21 protein-coding genes are annotated in these 25,597 nt (G+C 63.4%); 11 read left to right on the forward strand and 10 right to left on the reverse strand.

Going from position 1 to position 25,597, the window contains the following annotated elements:
* Positions 1-9 precede the first annotated feature (9 nt).
* From OEG79_RS02650 to OEG79_RS02690, 9 genes are all read right to left on the reverse strand, one after another.
* Positions 10-1,281: a YeaH/YhbH family protein gene (locus OEG79_RS02650; protein WP_264147339.1), complete on the reverse strand. Its 1,272-nt coding sequence runs from the start codon at positions 1,279-1,281 to the stop codon at positions 10-12.
* A gap of 74 nt (positions 1,282-1,355) precedes the next feature.
* On the reverse strand, positions 1,356-3,278 hold the full coding sequence (locus tag OEG79_RS02655) for a PrkA family serine protein kinase (RefSeq protein WP_264147340.1): 1,923 nt from the start codon (positions 3,276-3,278) through the stop codon (positions 1,356-1,358).
* Between the two features lie 283 nt (positions 3,279-3,561).
* A complete protein-coding gene (gene glpE, locus OEG79_RS02660; protein ID WP_264147341.1) occupies positions 3,562-3,891 on the reverse strand; it encodes a thiosulfate sulfurtransferase GlpE in 330 nt (109 codons plus the stop codon).
* A gap of 39 nt (positions 3,892-3,930) precedes the next feature.
* Positions 3,931-4,749 carry a symmetrical bis(5'-nucleosyl)-tetraphosphatase gene (locus tag OEG79_RS02665; RefSeq protein ID WP_264147342.1) on the reverse strand — a complete coding sequence of 273 codons (819 nt, stop codon included), beginning with the start codon at positions 4,747-4,749 and terminating at the stop codon, positions 3,931-3,933.
* Positions 4,749-5,129 (reverse strand): Co2+/Mg2+ efflux protein ApaG, encoded by a 381-nt coding sequence (gene apaG / locus OEG79_RS02670; RefSeq protein WP_264147343.1) that lies wholly within the window; start codon positions 5,127-5,129, stop codon positions 4,749-4,751. Before apaG ends, OEG79_RS02665 begins: the two co-directional genes overlap by 1 nt.
* Positions 5,130-5,157: 28 nt before the next feature.
* Positions 5,158-5,967, reverse strand: a complete 810-nt coding sequence (rsmA, locus tag OEG79_RS02675; protein WP_264147344.1) for a 16S rRNA (adenine(1518)-N(6)/adenine(1519)-N(6))-dimethyltransferase RsmA — start codon at positions 5,965-5,967, stop codon at positions 5,158-5,160.
* A 114-nt stretch (positions 5,968-6,081) separates the two neighbouring features.
* The gene (pdxA, locus tag OEG79_RS02680) at positions 6,082-7,077 is read right to left on the reverse strand and encodes a 4-hydroxythreonine-4-phosphate dehydrogenase PdxA (RefSeq protein WP_413247524.1); all 996 of its coding nucleotides are present in this window, start codon (positions 7,075-7,077) and stop codon (positions 6,082-6,084) included.
* 98 nt (positions 7,078-7,175) lie between these two features.
* Entirely contained in the window at positions 7,176-8,468 is a 1,293-nt protein-coding gene (locus OEG79_RS02685) for a peptidylprolyl isomerase (RefSeq protein WP_264147345.1), read from the reverse strand.
* Positions 8,449-11,268 (reverse strand): LPS-assembly protein LptD, encoded by a 2,820-nt coding sequence (locus tag OEG79_RS02690; RefSeq protein ID WP_264147346.1) that lies wholly within the window; start codon positions 11,266-11,268, stop codon positions 8,449-8,451. Before OEG79_RS02690 ends, OEG79_RS02685 begins: the two co-directional genes overlap by 20 nt.
* Before the next feature lie 124 nt (positions 11,269-11,392).
* Between OEG79_RS02690 and OEG79_RS02695 the strand changes: the two genes are divergently transcribed.
* From OEG79_RS02695 to OEG79_RS02705, 3 genes are read left to right on the forward strand one after another with little or no spacing between them, the layout of a single operon-like run.
* Positions 11,393-12,418: an aminoglycoside phosphotransferase family protein gene (locus OEG79_RS02695; RefSeq protein WP_264147347.1), complete on the forward strand. Its 1,026-nt coding sequence runs from the start codon at positions 11,393-11,395 to the stop codon at positions 12,416-12,418.
* On the forward strand, positions 12,415-13,086 hold the full coding sequence (gene murU / locus OEG79_RS02700; RefSeq protein WP_264147348.1) for an N-acetylmuramate alpha-1-phosphate uridylyltransferase MurU: 672 nt from the start codon (positions 12,415-12,417) through the stop codon (positions 13,084-13,086). Before OEG79_RS02695 ends, murU begins: the two co-directional genes overlap by 4 nt.
* The gene (locus tag OEG79_RS02705; protein ID WP_264147349.1) at positions 13,087-13,848 is read left to right on the forward strand and encodes a DnaJ domain-containing protein; all 762 of its coding nucleotides are present in this window, start codon (positions 13,087-13,089) and stop codon (positions 13,846-13,848) included.
* On the opposite strand, the gene OEG79_RS02710 is transcribed toward OEG79_RS02705, so the two are convergent.
* Entirely contained in the window at positions 13,845-14,843 is a 999-nt protein-coding gene (locus OEG79_RS02710) for an alpha/beta hydrolase family protein (protein ID WP_264147350.1), read from the reverse strand. The genes OEG79_RS02705 and OEG79_RS02710 overlap by 4 nt on opposite strands.
* 113 nt (positions 14,844-14,956) lie before the next feature.
* Between OEG79_RS02710 and OEG79_RS02715 the strand changes: the two genes are divergently transcribed.
* The 8 genes from OEG79_RS02715 (at position 14,957) to OEG79_RS02750 (ending at position 25,553) form a co-directional block, all read left to right on the forward strand.
* A complete protein-coding gene (locus OEG79_RS02715) occupies positions 14,957-17,362 on the forward strand; it encodes a PAS domain S-box protein (protein WP_264147351.1) in 2,406 nt (801 codons plus the stop codon).
* On the forward strand, positions 17,359-17,988 hold the full coding sequence (locus tag OEG79_RS02720; protein WP_264147352.1) for a response regulator transcription factor: 630 nt from the start codon (positions 17,359-17,361) through the stop codon (positions 17,986-17,988). The genes OEG79_RS02715 and OEG79_RS02720 overlap by 4 nt, the downstream gene beginning before the upstream one ends.
* Before the next feature lie 303 nt (positions 17,989-18,291).
* Positions 18,292-19,389: an ABC transporter ATP-binding protein gene (locus tag OEG79_RS02725; protein WP_264147353.1), complete on the forward strand. Its 1,098-nt coding sequence runs from the start codon at positions 18,292-18,294 to the stop codon at positions 19,387-19,389.
* A gap of 53 nt (positions 19,390-19,442) precedes the next feature.
* Positions 19,443-20,474, forward strand: coding sequence for an ABC transporter substrate-binding protein (locus OEG79_RS02730; protein ID WP_264147354.1), 1,032 nt, complete (start codon positions 19,443-19,445; stop codon positions 20,472-20,474).
* A 66-nt stretch (positions 20,475-20,540) separates the two neighbouring features.
* Complete coding sequence (locus tag OEG79_RS02735) at positions 20,541-21,788, forward strand: ABC transporter permease (protein ID WP_264147355.1); 1,248 nt, start codon at positions 20,541-20,543, stop codon at positions 21,786-21,788.
* 134 nt (positions 21,789-21,922) lie between these two features.
* On the forward strand, positions 21,923-22,750 hold the full coding sequence (locus OEG79_RS02740; RefSeq protein WP_264147356.1) for an ABC transporter permease: 828 nt from the start codon (positions 21,923-21,925) through the stop codon (positions 22,748-22,750).
* 103 nt (positions 22,751-22,853) lie between these two features.
* The gene (locus OEG79_RS02745) at positions 22,854-24,224 is read left to right on the forward strand and encodes a sigma-54 interaction domain-containing protein (protein WP_264147357.1); all 1,371 of its coding nucleotides are present in this window, start codon (positions 22,854-22,856) and stop codon (positions 24,222-24,224) included.
* A gap of 180 nt (positions 24,225-24,404) precedes the next feature.
* Positions 24,405-25,553: an iron-containing alcohol dehydrogenase gene (locus OEG79_RS02750; protein WP_264147358.1), complete on the forward strand. Its 1,149-nt coding sequence runs from the start codon at positions 24,405-24,407 to the stop codon at positions 25,551-25,553.
* The last annotated feature ends 44 nt before the right edge of the window (positions 25,554-25,597 follow it).

Consider the following 25,597-nt stretch of genomic DNA (forward strand, 5'->3'; position numbering starts at 1 on the left):
GTTTGGCCCTCAACTCACCAGGCGACGCTGGAACAGTTCGCGGAACACCGGGTAGATGTCCGCAGCGGACACCAGCTGCTGCTGGGCGAAGCTGTCGGCGAAGGCCTCGGCCACCTGTTCGTACTCGAACCACAGTGCCTGGTGCTCACGTGGGGTGATCTCGACGTAGGTGAAGTACTGCACGAACGGCATGATCTGGTTGATCAATATATCCCTGCAGACCGGCGAGTCGTCGTTCCAGTTGTCACCGTCCGACGCCTGGGCGGCATAGATATTCCATTCGTTGACCGGATAGCGCTCGGCCATCACTTCCTGCATCAGCTTCAGGGCGCTGGAGACGATGGTGCCCCCGGTCTCGCGGGAGTAGAAGAATTCCTCCTCATCCACTTCCTTGGCGCTGGTGTGGTGGCGGATGAATACCACGTCGATCTTGTCGTAATTGCGCTTGAGGAACAGGTACAGAAGGATGAAGAAGCGCTTGGCCACGTCCTTGGTGGCCTGGGTCATGGAACCGGAGACATCCATCAGGCAGAACATCACCGCCTTGGAGCTGGGGTTGGGCTGCTTGACCAGCAGGTTGTACTTGAGGTCGAAGGTGTCGAGGAAGGGCACGCGGTGGATGCGCGCGCTGAGTCGTTCGATTTCCTCCTGAATGGCCCGGATATCGCCGAAGTTGTCCGGTTCTTCAAGTCTGAGTCGTTCCAGCTCGGCCTTGGCTTCGCGCAGTTTGGCGCGACTGGAGCCGGACAGGGCGATGCGTCGCGCATGCGCCGAGCGCAGGGTACGTACGATGTTGATGCGCGAGGGGTTGCCCTCGTTGCTGATGCCGGCGCGCACGGTCTTGAAGGTTTCCGCGCCGGTGAGGTGGCGCTTGACCAGGTTGGGCAACTCCAGGTCCTCGAACATGAAATCGAGGAATTCCTCCTGGGTGATCTGAAAAACGAACTCGTCCATGCCCTCGCCGGAGTTGCTCGCCTTGCCGCTGCCTCGTCCGCCACCACCGCCTTGCGGGCGCGGGATGCGCTCGCCGGTGGTGAATTCCTTGTTGCCGGGGTGGACGATGGTCTGCTTGCCGCCGCGGCCGTGATGCAGCACCGGCTCGTCGATATCGCGGCCGGGAATGCTGATCTGCTCGCCGTGCTCCATGTCGGTGATGGAGCGTCGGCTGACGGCTTCCTCCACCGCCTTCTTGATGTGCTCACGGTAACGCCGCAGAAAGCGCTGGCGGTTCACCGTGCTCTTGTTCTTGCCGTTGAGGCGTCGGTCGATCACATAGCTCATGACGGCTCCCTAGCACGCCCGCAGCCGCGGCCGTGCAGCGATTGAGACGGCGCGACGGACGCGCCGTTCAGGGCTTACTGAGACTTGCGAACCCGCAGGTACCACTCCGACAGCAGGCGCACCTGCTTCTCGGTGTAGCCGCGCTCGACCATGCGTTTGACGAAGTCGTTGTGCTTCTGTTGATCCTCCTTGCTGCCCTTGGCGTTGAAGCTGATGACCGGGAGCAGATCCTCGGTGTTGGAGAACATCTTCTTCTCGATCACCACGCGCAGCTTCTCGTAGCTGAGCCAGGTTGGGTTCTTGCCGTTGTTGTTGGCACGCGCGCGCAGCACGAAGTTGACGATCTCGTTGCGGAAATCCTTCGGGTTGCTGATGCCGGCCGGTTTCTCGATCTTCTCCAGTTCTTCGTTGAGCGCCACGCGGTTGAGAATCTCGCCGGTCTCCGGGTCTCGGTATTCCTGGTCCTGAATCCAGAAGTCGGCGTACAGCACGTAGCGGTCGAAGATGTTTTGCCCGTATTCGCTGTAGGACTCGAGGTAGGCGGTCTGGATCTCCTTGCCGATGAACTCGATGTAGCGCGGCGCCAGGTATTCCTTGAGAAAACGCAGATAGCGTTCGCGCACTTCGGCGGGGAACTGTTCCTGTTCGATCTGCTGCTCCAGCACGTAGAGCAGGTGCACCGGGTTGGCGGCCACTTCATGCGGGTCGAAGTTGAATACCTTGGAGAGGATCTTGAAGGCGAAGCGGGTCGACAGACCGTTCATACCCTCGTCGACGCCAGCGCTGTCGCGGTACTCCTGGATCGACTTGGCTTTCGGGTCGGTATCCTTGAGATTCTCGCCGTCATAGACGCGCATCTTCGAGTAGATGTTGGAGTTTTCCGGCTCCTTGAGGCGGCTCAGTACGCTGAACTGCGCGAGCATCTTCAGGGTGTCCGGTGCGCAGTGCGCCTTGGCCAGCGAGCTGTTGATCAGCAGCTTGTCGTAGATGCGGATCTCATCGGTGACGCGCAGGCAGTAGGGCACCTTGACGATGTAGATCCGGTCGATGAACGCCTCGTTGTTCTTGTTGTTGCGGAAGCTGTGCCATTCCGATTCGTTGGAGTGGGCCAGCAGAATGCCGCTGTAGGGGATCGCGCCGAGGCCTTCGGTACTGTTGTAGTTGCCCTCCTGAGTGGCGGTCAGCAGCGGGTGCAGCACCTTGATCGGCGCCTTGAACATCTCGACGAATTCCATCAGGCCCTGGTTGGCCCGGCACAGCGCGCCCGAATAGCTGTAGGCATCGGCGTCGTTCTGTGGAAATTCCTCCAGCTTGCGGATATCCACCTTGCCGACCAGTGCCGAGATGTCCTGGTTGTTTTCGTCGCCCGGTTCGGTCTTGGCCACCGCAATCTGGTTGAGGATCGAGGGGTACAGCTTCACCACGCGGAACTGGCTGATGTCGCCGCCGAATTCCTGCAGGCGTTTGGTGGCCCAGGGCGACAAGATCGAATTCAGATAGCGCCGCGGGATGCCGTAGTCCTCCTCGAGGATGGCGCCGTCTTCGGTAGCGTTGAACAGCCCCAGTGGCGACTCGAACACCGGCGAACCCTTGATGGCATAGAAGGGCACTTTCTCCATCAGTTGCTTGAGCTTCTCGGCCAGCGAGGATTTACCGCCACCCACCGGGCCCAGCAGGTAGAGAATCTGTTTCTTCTCCTCCAGGCCCTGCGCGGCGTGACGGAAGTAGGAGACGATCTGGTCGATGCATTCTTCCATGCCATGGAAGTCGGCGAAGGCCGGATAGCGGCGGATCACCTTGTTGGAGAAGATCCGCGACAACCGCGGATCGGTCGAGGTGTCGAGCAGCTCCGGCTCACCGATAGCCATCAGCAGGCGCTCTGCCGCAGTGGCATAGGCGCTGCGATCCTGCTTGCACAGTTCGAGGTACTCCTGCAGCGAGTACTCCTCCTGGCGGGTCGCCTCGAAACGTTGTTGGAAGTGACTGAAAATGCTCATGACTTCACCTCGCTCGATGCTGAAAGCTGGCTCGGGATCGGTCGTGCGTGCAGGTGCTGGGTGACGCCGGCTCCGCAGAAGTCGGGAACTATCCCCCAAAACCCAAAAGTCGTTACCGATGGCCCGATGCCGGTTGGCCGGCTCTACCTTCAGTGGGATGGCCTGAGTAACAGGATAGTTCGTTCTGCCGAGCGTCAAGGGCGGGACAACGATAACTGGATGTTGCTGCGTGCCGGGAGGAGGCGGCAGGCCAGAGCGGGCGCGGCCTACCGCTGAGGAAAAATTATTCTTCGGAACTTTGCGCCGTTTCGCTTGGATAAGTGGCGCGCCAGAGCTCGAAACCGCCGTCTAGGCTGTACACCTCGGAGAAGCCCTGGCCAGCCAGATAGGCGGCCGCGCCCTGGCTGGAATTGCCGTGGTAGCAGGAGACGATCAGCGGCGCATCGAGGTCGGCGTGAGTGATGAAGTCATGCAGCGAGTGGTTGTCCAGGTGCCGCGAACCGCTGATATGGCCATTGGCAAAGCTGTGCGGGTCGCGGATGTCGACCACGACGGCGCCCAGGGCGCGCAGTTCCTGCGCCTGTTGCGGGGAGATACGCTTGAATTCGCTCATGTTGGTGCCTCGCGTGATTCTTGGGGACGCCTCGGGCGCTTATTCCTTGGGACAGGTGCAGCGGCGAAGTTCTCCGCTGTCGACGTCGAGCAGGGTCATCGCACCATCCCAGACGCAGCCGGTATCCAGTGCGTAGAGGCCCGGTTCGCTGCAATTGCCCTCCAGCGCCGCCCAGTGGCCGAAGATGATCTTCTCGCCGCGCATCTTGCGCTGCGGGTGGCTGAACCAGGGCGCGAAGCCGGGCGGCGCGTTGTCGGCGCCTTCCTTGGTCTTGAGGTCCAGCGTGCCATCTGCCTTGCAGAAGCGCATGCGGGTAAAATAGTTGGTGATGACGCGCAGGCGGGTTACGCCATGCAGGTCCTTGTGCCACTTGGCTGGCTCATTGCCGTACATGCCATCGAGAAACAGCGGCAGGCGGGCATCGTCACGCAGCACCTCTTCGACCTCGGCCGCACGACGCAGCGCCTTGGTCAGCGTCCATTGCGGCGGGATGCCGGCATGCACCAGGGTTACCTCGCGCTCGGCGTCGTGGTGTACCAGCTTCTGCATGCGCAGCCAGTCGAGCAGATCGTTGCGATCCGGTGCATCGATGATTTCGCGCAGGGTATCGCCCTTCTTCAGGCGCTCGATGTTGTGCGCCACGGCCAGCAGATGCAGGTCGTGGTTGCCCAGTACGCAGGTGACCGCGTGACGGATGGAATAGAGAAAGCGCAGGGTTTCCAGCGACTGCGGGCCGCGGTTGACCAGATCACCCACCAGCCAGAGCTGATCATGCGCCGGATCGAAAGCTACCTGCTCGAGCAGGCACTTGAGCGGTTTCAGGCAACCCTGCAGATCGCCGACGGCATACACAGCCATCAGTGAAGCGCTCCCGGTACCGCCAGGCGGAACGGCGCGATGGTCGCCTCGAAGCGTTTACCGTCCTCCGCGAGCATCTGGTAGCTGCCCTGCATGGTGCCGACTTGGGTGGTCATCACCGTTCCGCTGCTGTAGGTGTGGCTGGCGCCTGGCGCGATATGCGGCTGCTGGCCGATTACGCCGGCGCCGCGGACTTCCTGCACGCGGCCGTCGCCATCGGTGATGATCCAGTGGCGTGACAGCAACTGGGCAGATAGCTCGCCGTTATTGACGATGGTCACGGTGTAGGAGAACGCATAGCGGTTCTGCTCCGGCTGCGATTGCGCCGCCAGATAGCGGGAGGTGACGCTGACGTCGATCTGGTAACGAGGGTCGGACATGCGCGTGATCCGTTGAGCTAATTGCAGTTTAGTCCTGCGCAGCAGAGGGCTGCAGGGCCAGCTGGTCGGCCAGGCGGACGAAGGCGGCCAGATCCAGTTGTTCGGGGCGCAGGCTTCCGTCGACGCCGGCCGCGTCGATGGCTTCGGCCGGCAGCAGGTGCTTCAGCGTATTGCGCAGGGTCTTGCGCCGCTGGTTGAACGCCTCGCGCACGACGCGTTCGAGCAGACGGTGATCCTTGGCCGGGTGCGGCAGGGTTTCGTGCGGCACCAGACGGACGATGGCCGAGTCCACCTTGGGCGGCGGGTTGAAGGCGCCTGGGCCGACATTGAACAAGTGCTCAACGCGGCAGTGGTACTGCACCATGATTGACAGACGGCCCCAGTCGCCGCCGCCTGGACCGGCAGCCATGCGTTCGACCACTTCCTTCTGCAGCATGAAGTGCATGTCGCGGATCAGCGGCGCATTGTCCAGCAGGTGGAAAATCAGCGGCGTGGAGATGTTGTAGGGCAGGTTGCCGACCACGCGCAGGCTGCGCGGCGCCGCTTCGAGACGGGCGAAATCGAACTTCAGGGCGTCGCCCTGATTCAGGCGAAAACGCGGATTGTCGCCGAACTTGTTCTGAAGGATGGGAATCAGGTCGAGGTCGAGCTCGATCACGTCGAGTTGTGCGCCGCTGCCGAGCAAGCCCTCGGTAATGGCACCCTGGCCAGGGCCGATTTCCAGCAGGCGCTCATCTTCCTTGGCACGAATGGCACGCAGGATGCGGTCGATCACCCCGGCGTCATGCAGGAAGTTCTGGCCGAAGCGCTTGCGCGCGCGGTGTTGGTATTCGGACATGTGCGGCTCCGCGGAGCTCCCTGAGGCGTGGTGCCCGGGGCTGGATGCAAAAAAAGAAAGTCGCACAGTCTACCAGCGAATGGCGCTGCAGGCGCGGGCCGCGGCCTCAGCGGTTCACCGCCTGCGGCTGGCTGCCATCTGGTAGGCGGTTTCCAGCGCCACTTGCAGGCTGCCGATATCCACCTTGCCGGTGCCGGCAAGATCCAGAGCGGTACCGTGGTCCACAGAGGTGCGGATGATCGGCAGGCCCAGAGTCACGTTGAGCGCTGCACCGAAGCCCTTGAACTTGAGCACCGGCAGGCCCTGGTCATGGTACATGGCCAGCACGGCATCGGCATGCTCGAGGTACTTCGGCGTGAACAGGGTATCGGCCGGCAGCGGGCCGATCAGGTTCATGCCTTGCGCTCGAAGGCGCTCCAGCGTCGGCTCGATGATCTCGATTTCCTCGCGACCCAAGTGCCCGCCTTCGCCTGCGTGCGGATTGAGCCCGCAGACGAGGATGCGCGGCTCGGCGATGCCGAACTTGCCCTGCAGATCGGCATGCAGGATGCAGGTAACGCGCTCCAGACGCTCGGCGGTGATGGCGGCTGCTACATCCTTGAGCGGCAGGTGGGTGGTCACCAGTGCCACGCGCAAGCCACGGGTAGCCAGCATCATCACCACCTGTTCGGTATGGGTCAGCTCGGCGAGAAACTCGGTGTGGCCGGAGAAGGGGATGCCGGCTTCGTTGATCACGCCCTTGTGCACGGGGGCCGTGATCATCCCGGCGAAGGTACCGTCCAGGCAGCCCTGACCTGCGCGGGTGAGCGTTTCCAGCACGTAGGCGGCATTGGCTGGTGTCAGCCTGCCAGGCGTAACCGGGGCTGCCAGTGGCGTATCCCACACATACAGGGTGCCCGCTGCTGCGGGGCGATCGGGCCATTGCGCCGGGCCGACGTCCTGCAGGTCGATGTCCAGCCCGAGCTGCCTGGCGCGTTCGCTCAGCAGTTCGCGGCTGGCGATAGCCACCAGCGGAGCGGGCTGTGCCTGCTGAGCCAGAAGCAGGCACAGGTCGGGGCCGATTCCGGCGGGCTCACCTGGAGTAAGGGCGAAGCTTGGCTGCACAGTCATGGCCGCTCTCTGTATGGCGTGGGGCGCCAGTGTACGCTGCCGGGCCAGGAACGAAAAAGCCCGGCGCTGGGCCGGGCTCTGCGAATTCGAAACGGCTTTTACAGCTTGGTTTCGACGTAGGCTTCGTCGCGAATCTGACGCAGCCAGGTCTGCAGTTCTTCGTCGTATTTGCGGTTGCGCAGCAGGTTGGCGGCCTGTTGCTCACGGAACTGCACGCTGCTGTCGGTGGCGCGGCGGCCCATGACCTGCAGCACGTGCCAGCCGTAAGGACTCTTGAACGGCTTGGACAGTTCGCCGCTGGCGGTGTTGTTCATCACTTCGCGGAACTCGGGTACCAGCGCCTCGGGGTCGATCCAGTTCAGATCGCCACCGTTGAGTGCCGAACCCGGGTCTTCGGAGAAGCTCTTCGCCAGCTCGGCGAAGTCCTCGCCAGCCACGATACGCTGATGCAGACGCTCCACCAGACGGCGGGTTTCCTCTTCGCTGCGGATTTCGCTGGGCTTGATCAGGATGTGACGGACATGTACTTCGTCGCGTACCTGAGTTTCGCCGCCACGCTTCTCGATCAGCTTGAGGATGATGAAGCCGCCCGGCGTACGTACCGGCTCGGTGACTTCCCCCGGGTTCAACTGACGGATCATGCTGTCGAACGGTGGCGGCAGCTGAGCAGCCTTGCGCCAGCCCATCTCGCCGCCTTCCAGCGCGTTCTCGCTGGCGGAGCGGGAGACGGCCAGCTGGGCGAAGTCCGCGCCCTGCTGCAGCTGCTGATACAGCTCCTGCGCCTGACGGTCAGCGGCCTGGATTTCGCTGGAGGACGCGCCTTCGGAAACCGGGATCAGGATGTTGGCCAGGCGGAATTCCTCCGACAGCTGCATCTTGCCCAGGTCGGAAGCGAGGAAGTTCTGCACTTCCTGATCGGTAACCTGAATGCGTTCGGCCACGCGGCGCTGGCGCACACGGCTGATGACCATCTCGCGACGCACCTGGTCACGCGCATCGGCATAGGACAGGCCGTCGCGTGCCAGTGCTTCACGGAACTGCTCCAGGCTCATGCCATTGCGCTGAGCGATGGTGCCCATGGCCTGGTTCAGTTCTTCGTCGGTGATGCGAATGCCGGAGCGGTCGCCGATCTGCAGCTGGATGTTCTCGATGATCAGGCGCTCGAGCACCTGCTGGCTGAGTACGTTGCCAGGAGGCACGGAGCCGCCGCGCTTGTCGATGGTTTGCTGCACTTCACGCAGGCGAGCGTCGAGTTGGCTCTGCATGACCACGTCGTTGTCGACGATGGCCACGACGCGATCCAGTGGACGAACCTGGGCCTGAGCCGTTGCCGCCAGCAGTGCTGCGCCCAACAGCAGGGGGCGCAGGCGATCAGAAAGCTTGGTCTTCACGTTCACGGTAACCTTGAATGCCTTGGTCGAGGAAAGTTTCCACCTTGTTGCCAACAACGCCGCCGAGGCCCTTGAGGACGATCTGCAGGAAGATGCCGCGGTCCGGCTCGTCGTTGCGCGATGGGTTGAGGCTGACTTCGTCGTAATCGATCCAGTAGCGGTTGATCAGGCGCAGCTTCCAGCAGCAGCTGTCGTATTCGAAACCACCGAAGGCTTCGAGAGTACGGTTGCGGCCATAGTCATACTGCCAGCGCGAGATCAGGCTCCACTGCGGAGCCAGCGGCCAGATGACGGAGAAGTCATGCTGGTCGATCTTGTAGTAGTTCTTGATGTAGTTGGGGTTCGGCTGCCCATTACCCAGTGTCGGATTGCCGTAGTCTGGGTTAGTGGTCCAGGTACCGCTGTCACGGTCATAACGCAGTGTGTCGTTACGATAGCGATAGCCGAAGTTGACGACCTTGTTCGGGTTGGCTTCCGGCTGGTAGTGGAACATCGCGCTGCCCGAGCGGGTGGCGTGTTGGTCCGGATCCCAGTTGAAGGTCGAGGAGAAGCGCCAGTCGCGGTTAAAGCGATACAGGTATTCCAGTGCGTAAGGGGATACGTCCGAGGTTGCATCCTGGCGGCCGCGATAGTCGATTCCCGGCATCTGCACCTTGCGGTCTTCGAAGTAGAAGGCTTGGCCGATGCTGAAGCGCTGACGCTCGAAGCCATTCGGCTCGATCCAGCGGCTGGTCACACCCAGCGAAAGCTTGTTCTCGTCACCGATGCGATCCTTGCCACTGAAGCGATTTTCACGCCACAGCGAGGCGTAGCTGAAGGTCGGCTCGCCGGTATCGAATACTGGGATATCGGCTTGGTCTTCTTCCGGTACATAGAGGTAGAAGGCACGTGGCTCCAGAGTCTGACGGAAGTTTTGGCCGAACAGTTGGGTGTCACGATCAAAGTATAGGCCGCTGTCGACGCTGAACAGGCCGACACCGCGGTTGGGTGAGCGCTTGTAGTCGACGCCGAACCATTGACGATTTCGGTCGTTAGCGGCATTCGTAGCGTTAGCGATGTCATCCCGACCTTGCCCATCCAGATCAATCTGGTACTGCGTCTGCATGTACTTGATCTGAGGCTTGATAAAGCCCCAGGTCCAATCCAGCGGCAGGCTGACGCCAGGTTCTACATGTAGGCGCTCGCCGTCGGCACGGTTCAGGCCGGAGAGGCGCCCGTCGTAGTAAGGACCTTCGTCAACACCGTCTTCGTTGATGTAGTTGCCCGAGCGCAGGTTGCGATCAAAACGTACGTACTCGGTCCCATATGTGAAATCCAGGCCGCCCGGATTGAATGGCAGTTTGCCGTCCAGGGTGATCTGCGGCAGGCGATCATACGGCGTCACATCGGTGATATTGGCCAGTTCGTATGCATGCACGTTCAAGCGTGCGCGATAGCTGTCACCGCGGTAGGTCAGCGTACCACGTTGATCAACATAGGTTTTTTTGTCGATGCCCAGATCTGTATCCAGATCCTGGAAGTAATAAGGGTCGCTGATATCGGTGTAGTCGACTTCGGCGAGCAGGCGCGAGTTCAGGCCCTGCTTGTGCTGCCAGCTGTACATCCAGCGCTGGTCTTTGTACTCGGACTGCAGCTTGCGCTCGTCTTCGCTGTCGTCGAGGTAGGCGGCGCCGATCTGGCCTTCGCTGCTCTCGGTCAGGTAGCGGAACTCACCTTCCATCAGCAGGCCGCGTTTGGCCATGTAGGTCGGGTACAGCGTGGCGTCGTAGTTCGGCGCCAGGTTGAAGTAGTAAGGCGTTTGCAGCGAGAAGCCGTTGCTGCTCGACGTGCCGATGCTCGGCGGCAGGAAACCGGACTGGCGACGGTCATCGATCGGGAAGTAGATGTACGGGGTGTAGAACACCGGAATGTCCTTGACCCGCAGCGTCACGTTGGTGGCGGTGCCGAAGCCGGTCGCCGGGTTCAGGGTGACGTTGTTGCCCTTCAGATGCCAGGCATTGTCGCCCGGTTCGCAACGGGTATAGGTGCCATCCTTGAGGCGGATGATCGCGGTCTCTTCGCGCTTGGCGTAGAGCGCGCTGCCGCGCACGTGAGCCTGGTGCATCACGTATTCGGCGTTGTCGATACGGGCTTCGCCGTTATCCAGTTGCAGTTCGGCGCGGTCGCCGACCACCAGCATGCCCTTGTCGCGCAGGCGCACGTTACCAACCAGTTCACCACGGTTTTCCGTCTGGTGCAGGCTGGCTTCGTCGGCCTCGACCTGCATGCCGGACTGGCGCAGGACCACGTCACCGGCGAGGGTGGCGATCTGCTTTTCCTGCTCGAAGCGCGAGGCTTTGGCGGAAACGAACATCGGCGACTCGTCCAGCGGCGTGGTGTCATCCATGCCCGGACGCAGCGGCTCGACATAGGCGCCTGCGCAGTAAGGACCGGCCTCGGCCAGTTGCGCGGCGGTCAGCTTGTCACGCGGGACCCAGTCCAGGTGACTGTAGTCAGGGCTGCGCGAGGCGAGGGCACGGCCCTTGCTCTCGGTGACCAGCACCGGAGCAGCGTCCTGCTTGGCTACGGCCGTAGCGGTGCCGCCGCTGCTGCTGACAGCGTCACGGCTGTGCACCGGACGTGGTGGCAGGGCGCTGGCTGCTGATTTCGGCGCGCATGCCCAGCCGCCCGTTGGCGACGCCTGGCAATCATATTGCTCGGCGGCAAAGGACTGTAGGCTGAACACGGGCTGTAAGGCCAGAAAACTGCCGGTAACCAGCAGTGGGAATTTCTTGCGGAACGCGGGATGTTTTACTGCCATCTTGTTAGTCCGGGCTTCCTGCGCGCTATCGGCCCAGGGGCCGCACGCCTCTCGATGGGCTGAAAAAGATGCTGGATAATAAAGCATGACCCGCGCAACGGCTAGCGCCGTCGGAGACCCCTTGATGTCTGAACACGATGTACGTCTGCAACAGCTGCAAACCTGGCTCGCCGGGCAACTCCCTTCCCTGTTCGCCACGCGTGGCTGGGGGGCTGTCCCCGCGGCAGAACTCACTCCTGCCAGCAGCGACGCCAGTTTTCGCCGCTACTTCCGCTGGCAGGCCGCTGAGCGCAGCCTTATTCTGATGGACGCGCCGCCACCTCAGGAAAATTGCGAGCCCTTCGTGCGTATCGCTGAACTGCTGGCCAGTGCCGGAATGCATGTGCCGCAGGTGCTGGCCGCCGATCTCGAACAGGGCTTCCTGATTCTCGATGACCTGGGCCGCCAGACCTATCTGGATGTGATCGACGAACACAACGCCGATGCGCTGTTCGACGATGCCATCGAGGCCCTGTTACGGCAGCAGCGTCTGCCTCTCGATGACAAGTTGCCGCATTACGACGAGGCCTTGCTGCGGCGTGAGCTGCAGCTGTTTCCCGAGTGGTACGTGCAGCGCCACCTGGGGTGCACCTTTACCGATGAGCAGGAGGCAGCCTGGCAACGCATCAGTCAGCTGCTGATCGACAGCGCTCTGGCTCAGCCTAAGGTCGTGGTGCACCGCGACTTCATGCCGCGCAACCTCATGCAGAGCACGCCCAGCCCGGGGGTGCTGGACTTCCAGGACGCCGTCAACGGCCCGGTCACCTATGACATCACCTGTCTGTTCAAGGATGCCTTCCTCAGTTGGCCCGAAGCGCGCGTGCAGGGCTGGCTGCAGAACTACTGGCGGCGTGCAGAGGCGGCGGGCATCCCAGTACAGGGCTCGTTCGAAGACTTTCTGCGCGCCAGTGACCTGATGGGCGTGCAGCGTCACCTCAAGGTCATCGGCATCTTCGCGCGTATCTGCCATCGCGACGGCAAGCCCAGGTATCTGGGGGACGTGCCGCGGTTCTTCTCCTATATCCAGGCAGTGCTGGCGCGTCGGCCGGAGCTGGCCGAGCTGGGCGAACTGTTCGCCAGTCTGGCGATAGACGAAGGGGCGCGTGCATGAAGGCGATGATCCTGGCTGCGGGTAAGGGCGAGCGCCTGCGTCCGCTGACCCTGCATACGCCGAAGCCGCTGGTGAAGGCGGCTGGCGTGCCGTTGATCGAATATCACGTCCGCGCTCTGGCTGCTGCCGGTTTCACCGAGCTGGTGATCAATCATGCCTGGCTCGGCCAGCAGATCGAGGACTATCTCGGCGACGGCTCGTCCTTTGGCGTGCGCATCGTCTATTCGGCCGAAGGCGAGCCGCTGGAAACCGGCGGCGGCATCTTCAGGGCGCTGCCCTTGCTGGGCAATGAGCCCTTCTTGGTGGTCAATGGCGACATCTTCACCGACTACGCCTTCGCCGCGCTGCGCCAGCCGCTTTCCGGTCTGGCGCATCTGGTGCTGGTGGATAACCCGGCGCATCACCCGAAGGGCGACTTCGTCCTGGCGGCTGGCCAGGTTCAGGATGCGGCAGTGGCCGGCGAGCGGCTGACCTACAGCGGTCTCGCCGTGCTGCACCCGCGCCTGTTTGCCGGCTCTGCGCCTGGAGCCTTCAAGCTGGCGCCATTGCTGCGTGAGGCAATGAGCGCGGGGCAGGTCAGTGGCGAGCATTACGCTGGCTGCTGGATCGATGTCGGCACGCACGAACGGCTGGCCGAAGTCGAGCGTCTGCTGCAGGAGACCCGCTAGGTGCTGTGGCCGGCGACCCTGCTTGGCGCTGCGGCCGGGCTGGCCCTGGCCAGCATCCCGGGGGCGTTGCTCGGCGGCTTGCTCGGGCAGGTGCTGGATCGTCGCCTGCGCCTGCACGGCTGGGACAACCTGCGCGAGCGACTGGGCGGCCGTGCGGCGCCGGCGGATGACGATCTGCTGTTTCTGATGCTGGGGCGCCTGGCCAAGTGCGATGGACGGGTGGTGCAGAGTCATATCCAGCAGGCGCGCTCGGAGATGCAGCGATTAGGACTGGACGCGGCCGGTCAGCGCCGAGCCATCGATGCCTTCTCCCGTGGCAAGACCGGACGTGACAACTTGCGGGGGCCGTTGCTGCGCCAGCGCGAGCGTGCCGACGCGATGTTGCGCGCCTGCTGGCGCATGGCCTGGGTCGACGGGCGGGTTTCGCCCCGTGAGCACGAGCTGATCCTGTTGTGGGGCAAGTGGCTCGGCTGGGACAGTGCCCGGCTCGACAGCCTGGGCGAGGAGTACGCGCCGCGTCGCAGTCAGCAGCCGGCTTCGACTGGCGGCAGCTATCAGGAGGCGCTGCGTCTGCTGGGCGTCAGCGAGGATGCCGAGCCCGAGCAGATCAAGCGCGCGTACCGGCGTCTGCTCAGTCGTCATCACCCGGACAAGCTGGCTGGCTCCGGCGCCTCGCCCGAGCGCATTCGTGCAGCGACCGAAACCACTCGCCAACTGCATCAGGCCTATGCACTGATCCGCCAGCGTAGAGGGATCCGCTAGCCGCTCGTGGCGCGGATATGCAGTGTGAGCCAGCCGCGCAGGCGGCGGTAGAGCTGTTCCTGCTGTATCTCCAGATTGCCCGGCAGGGCTTTCATCGACACCTGGGTATAACTGGGCAAACTGGCTCTTTTGCTCGCCTGCATGCGCTTCAGGGCCGAGATTCGATCGCTGGCCTGATCCTTGTAATAGAAGTCGCCGGCGGCTACCGACAGCTGCGCGACCAGCTCGTCCAGCGGCGGTGCGAAGCCGGCAGGCATTTCGGCGGCCACCATCAGCAGGTTGTGCACATTGGCCGGCTTGCGTTCGTTCAGATAACGCGCAGCCCAGTAGGCGCCGCTGCCGTGGCCCAGCAGGACGATCTCCCTGGCCTGTTGCTGTTCGGCGAAGGCGATGGCGGCGTCGATCCGCTCCATCACGCGCTCGACATGTGCCTGGCGCCTTTGTTCGGCGCTGACCGGACTCTCGTCCGTCTGCAGTGCGTCTTGCTCTACGGCTGCTTCGGCTGGGGACTCGGCGTCGGTTTCGTTCTCGCTCGCAAGTGCGTCATCGCCCGCGGTCGGTGTTGTCACGGTGGCCTGGCGCAGTGGCGGCGGATCGCCGTCCGGGTCCGGCAGCGTCAGGCTCAAGCTGTGCCAGCCGGCATCGGGCAACTTGCGCCGCAGCGGGCCGACCGCTGCAGCGCCATCGGCGTTCTCCACGTCACCGGGCACCAGGATCACCGCGCCTTCGGGTTCGCCCACATTGGCAGGCAGCCACAGGGCGAGGAAGCTTTCGTCGCCTGCCTGCAGCCTCTGCTGTTCACGCTTGTCCAGACGCTGTTCCAGCGTCTGCGCGTCGCTGACGCTGCGTTCGGGCAGCGGGGGGCGTTCGTTGGCCGCAGGCGATTCGGTTTCGCCGGACGCCGTATCCTGTACATCCTCGGCCGGTTCCTGTGCCCAGCCGGTGGCGGCGCAGAGCAGGCAGAAACCGAGCAGTACGAGTGAATGGGGGCGCATCGATCGGGCTCCTTGATATCTGCTGCAGAGCCTAATGCCGTGCCGCGCTTTTGTCAGGCGATGCGGGCGAGACTGGAGTAAGGTAGGGGATCGCGTCACCGGATTCGCCGTACATGAAATCCCTGCTCTCCTGTCTCTTCTTCCTGCTGCTGCTATCGACCGCCCCGGCCTGGGCCGAGAGCACGCGCATGCCGTTGCGCCCGGCCTTCGATGCCGAACAGCGTGCCTGGCTCGAGGCGCATCCAGTGCTGCGTGTCGGGCTGATTCAGCAGGCGCCCTGGGTACAGCGTGGCCAGAACCGGCAGCTGACCGGGGCCAATATCGAGCTGATGCAGCGCCTGCTGGACGGCATGGGGGTCGCGCCTGACTGGCGTCTGTATCCGAGCCACGAGGCGCTGGAGCGCGCCGTCAGCGCGGGCGAGGTGGACCTGGCGCCAGGCCTGCAGCAGACGCCTGCCGGTTTGCGCCTCTGGCACTACTCCATGCCCTACCTGCGTGTGCCGCATCTGGTGGTCGGCGAGCGCAGCGGCAGTGGTGCAGTGGATCTCGATCAGCTGCCGCTGGAGCAGATGGTCGCCCTGCGCTCACCGAGTCAGGCTGCCGAGTACCTGGAGCGCACCCATACCAACCTGCGCCTGCGTGAGGTGCCCTCGGATCGCGCCGCGTTGCTGCTGGTACTGAATCGGGAGGTCAGCTATGCGGTGCTGGATGAAGCGAGCCTCAGCCTGTTGCTGCGCGAATCACGTTTCTCCAGCCTGAGCATCGTCGGCGATATCGGCCTGCCACAGCTGTTGCGTCTGGCCACGCGCCGCGACGAGCCGGTGCTGTCGGCCATCGTCGACCGGGCCTTGCAGGCGCTGCCTGCGCGCGAGCTGGAGGAGCTGCGCGAAACCTGGATGCCGTTGCGTTATCCGCAGTCCACCGATTTCGTCGGTTTCTGGAAGACCTTCGCACTGTTTCTCACGCTGCTGCTGTTGATCGGCGCCACCGCGCTGTATCGGCAGCGCCAGCAGGCGCGCCTGCTCGAGAGCGGACTGCTCGGTGCCCGCGCAGAGCTGGACCGCCACCAGCAGGCCGCCGAAGCGCTACGCCTGAGCCAGTTCTCCATCGACCACAGCACGGTGGGCATTCTCTGGGTCAACTGGGACAGTCACCTGCGTTATGCCAATCGCGCCGCCGAGCGCATGCTCGGCTACGCCGGCGGCGAGCTGGTGGACAAGCCACTGAGTCTGCTGGAGCCCGGCCTGAACATGGATCGCTGGCTCAATCTGTGGAAGCGTGTCCGCGAGCAGGACAATGCTTCGAGGAGTTTCGAGATCGACTGCCTGCGTGCCGATGGCAGTCGCATGCCGGCCGACGTGTCCCTGAGCTTTCTGCGCTATCGCCAGGCCGAGTACCTGGTGGTGTTTCTCAGCGATGTGACCGAACGCCGCCGTGCGCGTGAGGCGCTGGAAGAGAGCGAGGCACGCTTCAAGGGTATCGCCGGCAACGTGCCCGGTCTGGTGTTTCGCCTGGAGCGTTTCGGCGCGGGGCAGGCGGTCAGCTTTGCCTATATCAGCGAGGCCAGTCAGGAGATGGTCGGCTGGCCGGCCCATGAACTGCAGCGTGAGGAACGCGGTATTCGCAGCCTGGTGCATCCGCAGGATCTACCCAGCTACCTCAACAGTCAGATCCTGGCGCTGGAAAGCGAGAGCGACTGGTACTGGCAGGGGCGCATTCTCACTGCGGCGCAGGAGGTGCTGTGGGCAGATATCCGCAGTACGGCACGTCCGCAGGGCAATGGCCGGGTGGTCTGGGACGGGATTCTCTGGGACATCACCGAGAACAAGCTGGCCGAGCTGGAGCTGGCCGACTCGCGGGCACGCCTGCGCCAGCTGTCGGCGCATCTGGAAAGCGTGCGCGAGGAGGAGAAGGCGCGCATTGCCCGCGAAGTGCATGACGAGCTCGGTCAGGTGCTGACCGTGCTCAAGCTGGAGACGGCCATGTGCGAGCTGGTCTGCGCCGGACAGATCCCGGAACTGGACGAGCGCCTGGCCAGCATGAAGCGTCTGATCGCGCAGCTGTTCCAGCTGGTGCGCGACGTGGCCACCGCCCTACGGCCACCCATTCTCGATGCCGGCATCGCCTCGGCCATCGAGTGGCAGGTGCGCCGCTTCGAGGAGCGTACGCAGATCCCCTGTCTGGTCGAAGTGCCTGAACATCTGCCGAACCTGCCCGATGCGCAGGCCATCGGTCTGTTCCGCATCCTCCAGGAAGCACTGACCAACGTCATGCGTCACGCCGGCGCCCATAGCGTCGTGGTACGCCTGTGGCAGGAAGCGGGCAGTTTGTGCCTGTCGGTCAGTGATGATGGCAGGGGCTTCGATCCGGCCCTGCGCAAACCGGGACAGTCCTTCGGTCTGGTCGGCATGCAGGAGCGCATGCTCATGCTCGGCGGCCAGCTGCAGATTGACAGCCGGCCGGGGGAGGGCACTACGCTGTGCGCGCGCATAAACCTGAATGAGGAGATCGCGGCGTGATCCGGGTACTGGTGGCCGAAGACCACACCATCGTGCGGGAAGGCATCAAGCAACTGATCGGCATGGCGCGCGATCTTGAGGTGGCGGGCGAAGCCGGCAATGGCGAGCAACTGCTCGAAGTATTGCGCCGTACACCCTGCGATGTAGTGCTGCTGGACATCTCCATGCCTGGCGTCAACGGTCTGGAGGCGATTCCGCGCATCCGCGCACTGAACGAAGCGCCGGCGATTCTCGTGCTGTCGATGCACGACGAGGCGCAGATGGCGGCGCGTGCACTCAAGGCCGGCGCCGCTGGCTACGCCACCAAGGACAGCGACCCGGCCCTGCTGGTAACCGCGATTCGCAAGGTCGCCGGCGGTGGACGCTATATCGACCCGGCCCTGGCCGATCGCATGGTCTTCGAAGTCGGCCTGACCGACTCGCGTCCGCCCCATGCGCAACTGTCCGAGCGCGAATTTTCGGTATTCGAGCGTCTGGTGCGCGGCGAGGGCGTCAACGATATCGCCCTGCACCTGGCCATCAGCAACAAGACCGTGAGCACCCACAAGGCGCGCCTGATGCAGAAGCTCGGAGCGAACTCGATGGCCGATCTGGTGCGCTATGCGATGGAGCACCGCCTGGTCTGATCGGGCGCTTCTGCAACACGCCTACTGTATGCCGGCGCAGGGTGGATGAGGCTCTTTTCATCCACCGTTGCGATAGCGGTACACCTGCATTGCTGGACATGAAAAGCGGTGTCCAACCTACCCATGGATTACCCATGGGGCATCTTCGATAACCGATGCAATCACTCGGAATTTGTAGGGCGATTCCTACAGAAGATTCTCCTCGCGCCTGATAACAGCCTGTCATCCCGCCCGATTTTTCACCCGTTCCCGCCAACCTACTCTTGAGTCATCGGCCTGAGACAAGAACAAGGGTGTGGTGTGATGGCAAACGATGTACTGGTGAGCTTCCGCGGTGTGCAGAAGAGCTATGACGGCGAGACGCTGATCGTCAAGGATCTCAACCTGGATATCCGCAAGGGCGAGTTCCTGACCCTGCTCGGCCCGTCCGGGTCCGGCAAGACCACCAGCCTGATGATGCTGGCCGGGTTCGAAACTCCGACCGCCGGCGAGATTCTGCTCGATGGTCGCTCCCTGAACAAACTGCCGCCGCACAAGCGCGACATCGGCATGGTGTTCCAGAACTACGCGCTGTTCCCGCACATGACCGTGGCCGAGAACCTGGCGTTCCCCCTGAGCGTACGCGGCATGTCGCGCACCGACATCAGCGAGCGGGTCAAGCGTGCCCTGTCCATGGTGCAGCTCGACAGCTTCCGCAATCGCTATCCAGGCCAGCTCTCCGGTGGCCAGCAGCAGCGTGTGGCGCTGGCCCGTGCGCTGGTGTTCGAACCGCAGCTGGTGCTGATGGACGAACCCCTCGGTGCGCTGGACAAGCAGCTGCGCGAGCACATGCAGATGGAGATCAAGCACCTGCACCAGCGCCTGGGCGTGACGGTGGTGTACGTGACCCACGACCAGGGCGAGGCGCTGACCATGTCCGACCGCGTGGCCGTATTCCATCAGGGCGAGATCCAGCAGATCGCCCCGCCACGCGAACTCTACGAAGCGCCGCACAACACCTTCGTCGCCCAGTTCATCGGTGAGAACAACCGCCTTCCGGGCGAGCTGGTCAGCCGCGATGGCGACCAGTGCGTGGTGCGTCTGGCGCGTGGCGAGGAAGTCCGTGCCATGGCGGTCAACGTCGGCGCCGTGGGCGAGGCGGTGAGCCTGTCGATCCGCCCCGAGCGCATTCGCATCAACGGTGCCAGCGAGAGCTGCCCCAACCGTTTCTCCGGGCGCATCGCCGAGTTCATCTACCTGGGTGATCACGTGCGTATCCGCATGGAGGTCTGCGGCAAGTCCGATTTCTACGTCAAGCAACCCGTGGCCGAGCTCGATCCGGAGCTGGCGGTTGGTGACCTGGTTCCGCTCGGCTGGTCTGTCGAGCATGTCCGCGCGCTCGACCCACTCCAAGCCGAGTGAGCGTTTCGCGCAGTGCTTCACCTTTACCCCGTAACACAGAGGAGCTGATAAGAATGAAGAAATCCCTGAAGCTGGCGGCATTGGCCCTGGGCGTAAGCTGCGCCATGCCGGCATTGGCGGTGGATCTGACAGCGGTTTCCTTCGGCGGCGCGAACAAGGCGGCGCAGATCAAGGCGTTCTACGAACCTTTCGAGAAGGAAACCGGCAACAAGGTGCTGGGCGGCGAATACAACGGTGAAATGGCCAAGGTCAAAGCCATGGTCGATACCCGCAGTGTGAGCTGGGATCTGGTGGAAGTGGAGTCGCCGGAGCTGGCCCGCGGTTGTGACGAAGGCCTGTTCGAAGAACTCGACCCGGCGCTGTTCGGCGATGAGGACAATTTCATCGAAGGTGCCATCCAGCCGTGCGGCGTGGGTTTCTTCGTCTGGTCCACGGTACTGGCCTACAACGCTGACAAGCTCAGTGTCGCGCCGACCGGTTGGGCCGACTTCTGGGACGTGAACAAATTCCCGGGCAAGCGCGGCCTGCGCAAGGGCGCCAAGTACACCCTGGAGTTCGCTCTGATGGCCGACGGTGTGCCGGTCAAGGACGTGTACAAGGTGCTGGCCACCAAGGAAGGCCAGGACCGTGCGTTCAAGAAGCTCGATGAACTCAAACCCAGCATCCAGTGGTGGGAAGCCGGTGCCCAGCCGCCGCAGTACCTGGTGTCCGGTGACGTGGTGATGAGCTCCGCCTACAACGGCCGTATCGCCGCGGTGCAGGGCGAGAGCAACCTGCAGGTGGTGTGGAGCGGCGGTATCTACGACTTCGACTCCTGGGCCATCCCGCGTGGAGCCAAGAACGTGGAACTGGCGAAGAAGTTCGCCGCCTTCACCGTTCAGCCCGAAGCGCAGAAGAGCTACTCGGAGAACATCGCCTACGGTCCGGCCAACAAGCAGGCCATCGACCTGCTGGCACCGGAGCGTCTGAGCCTGATGCCGACCACGCCGGAAAACATCGCCAACCAGGTCGCCATCGACGTGACCTTCTGGGCTGACTACGGCGAGCAGCTGGAGCAACGTTTCAACGCCTGGGCTGCGCGTTAAGTCGCCTATCCGGCCCCGCCCTGCGGCGGGGTCGTCTGAATTTTCTTCTTGCTTGCGGAGTTGTCCATGGCCGCCGTACTGCCTGCCAGCGAATTGCCCGGGTCGAACCTGAAGCAGCGTCTGGCCCGTGCCGAGCGTTTCAACCGCCTGAAATCCAAGGCGTTGATCCTGCCGCTGTTGCTGTTCCTCCTGCTGACTTTCCTGCTGCCCATCGGCGCGCTGCTCATGCGCAGCATGGACAACCCGGAAGTGGTCGGCAGTCTGCCGCGTACCGTCGAGGCGATCGCCGTCTGGGATGGCCGCGGTCTGCCGGATGAGTCGGTGTACCAGGCCATTGCCGCGGACATCGTCGAGGCGCGCCGCAATCAGAGCCTGGGCGATCTGTCCAAGCGCCTGAACATGGAGCTGGCCGGGTTCCGCAGCCTGGTCAGCAGCACCGCACGCAAGCTGCCGCTGCGCGAGGAGCCGGCCTCCTATCAGGAAGCCTTCCTCGATCTGGACGAGCGCTGGGGCGACCCCGCCTACTGGCAGGTGATCCGCCGTAATGCGTCGTCGGTGACGCCGTACTACCTGCTGGCCGCACTCGATCATCGCATCGACGACCTCGGCGAACTGGCCAAGGCCACGCCGGATCAGGCCATCTACCTGGATATCTTCGCCCGCACCTTCTGGATGAGCCTGGTGATCACCGTCATCTGCCTGGTGCTGGCCTACCCCCTGGCCTATCTGCTGGCCAACCTGCCGACCCGTCAGGGCAACCTGCTGATGATTCTGGTGCTGTTGCCGTTCTGGACCTCGATTCTGGTACGTGTGGCGGCCTGGATCGTGCTGTTGCAGTCGGGCGGTCTGATCAACAGCGCGCTGATGTCGCTGGGCATCATCGAGCAACCGCTGCAGCTGGTGTTCAACCGCAGCGGCGTATACGTGGCGATGGTGCACATCATGCTGCCGTTCATGATCCTGCCGATCTACAGCGTGATGAAGGGCATCTCGCCCAGCTACATGCGTGCGGCGGTATCGCTCGGCTGTCACCCGTTCGCCAGCTTCTGGCGGGTGTATTTCCCGCAGACTCTGGCCGGTGTCGGCGCCGGGTGCCTGCTGGTGTTCATCCTGTCCATCGGCTACTACATCACCCCGGCGCTGTTGGGCAGCCCGAACGACCAGATGATCAGCTACTTCGTCGCCTTCTACACCAACACCACCATCAACTGGGGCATGGCCACCGCTCTTGGCGGCCTGCTGCTGGCCGCGACCCTGGTGCTCTATGTGGTGTACAGCTGGCTGGTCGGCGCCAGCAAGCTGAGGCTTGGCTAAAACACGGTCTGCGCAGCAGGCCATCTGATGACCCTCTCCCATTCAGGGGAGAGGGTGGCTTTTTACCTGCCTTCTCCCCCAACCCCTCTCCCGCAAGCGGCAGAGGGGGGCTAAAAGCTAAATGGAGTCACAGCATGCTCAGCCCCTACATGTCACCCATCGAGCGTCTCTGGTACTACGGCCTGCGCATCCTCTGCGCCCTGGTACTGCTGTTCCTGATCCTGCCGGTGCTGGTGATCGTGCCGCTGTCGTTCAACTCGGGCACCTTCCTGGTCTATCCGCTGCAGGGCTTTTCGCTGCGCTGGTACGAGGACTTCTTCATGTCTGCGGACTGGATGCGCTCGCTGAAGAACAGCCTGATCGTCGCCCCGGCCGCCACGCTGCTGGCCATGGTGTTCGGCACCCTGGCGGCCATCGGCCTGACCCGTGGCGAGTTCCGTGGCAAGGCGCTGGTGATGAGCCTGCTGATTTCGCCGATGATCGTGCCGGTGGTGATCATCGGTGTCGCCAGCTACCTGTTCTTCGCCCCGCTGGGGCTGGGCAACAGCTACCTGTCGCTGATCCTGGTCCACGCGGTGCTCGGCGTGCCGTTCGTCATCATCACCGTGTCGGCGACCCTGCAGGGCTTCAACCACAACCTGGTGCGCGCTGCCGCCAGCCTCGGCGCCTCGCCGCTGACTGCCTTCCGCCGCGTGACCCTGCCGCTGATCGCGCCGGGGGTGATTTCCGGTGCGCTGTTCGCCTTCGCCACCTCGTTCGACGAAGTGGTGGTGACCCTGTTCCTCGCCGGTCCCGAGCAGGCCACCCTGCCGCGGCAGATGTTCAGCGGTATCCGCGAGAACCTGTCGCCGACCATCGCCGCCGCAGCGACCCTGCTGATCGGCTTCTCCATCCTGTTGCTGCTGACCCTGGAATGGCTGCGCGGGCGTAGCGAGAAGCTGCGCACCTCGACTCCGGAATAAGTTTCGTCGCATCAGGGCAGAAGGCCCCGTCGGGAAACCTGCGGGGCCTTCGTCGTTTCCGGGCGTAGAATGTGCAGTTTCTTCTCTGTAACAGGGCGGCCTGATGGATTTCGATGATCCCGAATTTCGCGAGCTGATCGATGCGCTGCACGATGGCCTCTACATCACCGATGCCGACGGCCTCACCCTCAAGATCAACAGCGCCTACGAGCGGCTGACCGGGCTGCGCAGCGAGGACGTGGTTGGCCGGCACATGCAGGAACTGGTGGAGCAGGGCGTCATCTCGCAGTCGGTATCGCTGCGAGTGCTCAAGGAAGGCAAGGCGCTGTCGCTGATGCAGAGCGTCAGTCAGGGCAAGCGCCTGCTGGTCAGCGGCACGCCGATCTTCTCCGAGGACGGCAAGGTGCGTTACGTGGTCAGCACCGTCCGGGACATGACCGAGCTGTTGCGCATCAAGCACGAACGCGACGAGCTGCAGCAGCTGAAACAGCTGCGCAACAGCACGGCGAAGCTGCACGCCGGTCAGCGCGACGACTTGCTGCATGCCTCTCCCGTGGCCAGCCTGCCGGCGTCAGGACGCGTTTTCGCCCAGGCGCGGCAGGTCGCCAGCAGTGACGTGAAGGTGCTTCTGCAGGGCGAAACCGGTGTTGGCAAGACGCTGATCGCCCAGTACATCCACAAGAGCAGCCCGCGTGCGGCGCAGCCGTTCCTGGCGCTCAACTGCGGCGCGCTGCCGGAGAACCTGATCGAGGCCGAGCTGTTCGGTTACGTCGCGGGCGCCTTCACCGGCGCCGGCCGCAAGGGCAAGCGCGGTCTGCTGGAGCTGGCCAACCAGGGCACGGTGTTTCTGGACGAGATCGGCGATCTGCCGCTGGCATTGCAGGTCAAGCTGCTCAAGGTGATCGAGGAAAGCCGTTTCATCCCGGTCGGCGGGCTGGAGCTGAAAGAGGTGGACGTGCGCATCATCACCGCTACCCACCACGACCTGCGCAGGATGGTCGCCGAAGGGCGCTTCCGGGCCGACCTTTACTACCGACTGAACGTGGTACCTATCCATATTCCCGCTCTGCGCGAGCGGGCCGATGAAATTCAGCCGCTGCTCCAGTTCTATCTTGCCGAATTCAACCAGCGCCATGGGCGCTCGCTGACCTGGGGCCTGGAAGCTCTGGACGCGCTCACCGAATATGCCTGGCCGGGCAACATCCGTGAGTTGATCAACCTGGTCGAGCGCCTTGTGGTTACCTGCGCCGGCGAGACCATCGAGTTGTTCGATCTGCCGGAGGAGGTGCGTACGGCACGCCTCGACGGAGCTGACGACCATCTGCTACCGCTGCGCAAGCAGGTGGAGAATCTGGAACGGCGCCTGATCGGCAAGGCGCTGGTGCAACACAAGACCACCCGCGAGGCCGCCAAAGCGCTTGGCCTCAGCCAGGCGACCCTGGTGCAGAAGATGAAGCGCTGGGAACAGGGTTGATTGAAAAATGGATCGAAACTCGGTCTTCTGATTGATTTATCAATCAGGATCGCGCTGGGCTGGTCTGTGACAAAACGCCGCAAGCCTTCTACGGCAAGGGTTTGCGCGAGCTGGCACAGGAATCGCTAATGGGAGGGCCCGAACCCGTTCAGCGAAACACCGTATAAAAAGGGCCTGCTGATGAGTATTGCTGCATTCAAGATCGCCAATAAGCTGCTGACCGGCCAGGGTGCCGTGGAGCAGCTGGCGCACGAACTGCCCCGCCTGAAGATCGACAATCCACTGATCGTCACCGACGCCATCCTGATCAAATCCGGCACCGTGGATCACGTGCTCAAGCAGCTCGGCGAGCGTGCCTACGGCATCTTCGACGGCGTCGAGCCGGAGCCTGAGATCGCCATCGTCGAAGCCTGCGCCAAGGTCTACCGCGACGGCGGTCATGATGGCCTGATCGGTGTGGGCGGCGGCAGCGCCATCGACATCGCCAAGGCGGTGGCCGGCTACGTCGGTCATGACGGTGCCCTGGAGGAGCTGTTCGGTGTCGACCAGGTCAAGCGCAAGGGCCCGCCGCTGATCGCCATTCCGACCACTGCCGGCACCGGTTCGGAAGTGACCAACGTATCGATCCTGTCCGACAAGAAGGCTCAGCTGAAGAAGGGCATCGTCAGCGACTACCTGCTGCCTGATGTGGCCCTGGTCAGCCCGGTGATGACCCTGACCTGCCCGCGTGGCGTGACCGCCGCCAGCGGTGTCGATGCTCTGGTGCACGCCGTGGAGTCCTATCTGTCTGTCAATGCCTCGCCGATCACCGATGCCCTGGCCATCGGCGCCATCAGGCTGATCGCCAAGGCGCTGCCCAAGGCCTACGCCAACCCGGCCGATCTGCAGGCGCGTGAAGACATGGCCACCGCCAGCCTGATGGCCGGCATGGCCTTCGGCAACGCTGGGGTCGGCGCCGTGCACGCCCTGGCCTATCCGCTGGGCGGGCGCTTCAACATCGCTCATGGCGTCAGCAACGCTTTGCTGCTGCCGTACGTGATGGCCTGGAACAAGCTGGCCTGTGTCGAACGCATGGCCGAGATCGCCACTGCCCTGGGCGTGCCGACTCACGGCCTAAGCGACAAGGCCGCCGCCGATCTGGCCGTTGAGGCGATGGCTGAACTCTGCGCCAGCGTCGACATTCCCAAGGGTATGCGCAGCTTCGGCGTGCCCGAGGACGCCATCCCGGCCATGGCCGAGGAGGCCAGCAAGATCGACCGTCTGATGCGCAACAATCCGCGTCGTCTGACTGCCGGTGACATCGAGCAGATCTACCGCGCTGCCTACTGATCGCTTTTCACAGCCTATGACCAACAGCCCCGGCCATGTCGGGG

This window comes from Pseudomonas sp. Z8(2022) (assembly GCF_025837155.1).
In the GTDB taxonomy this organism is placed as follows: Bacteria; Pseudomonadota; Gammaproteobacteria; order Pseudomonadales; family Pseudomonadaceae; genus Aquipseudomonas.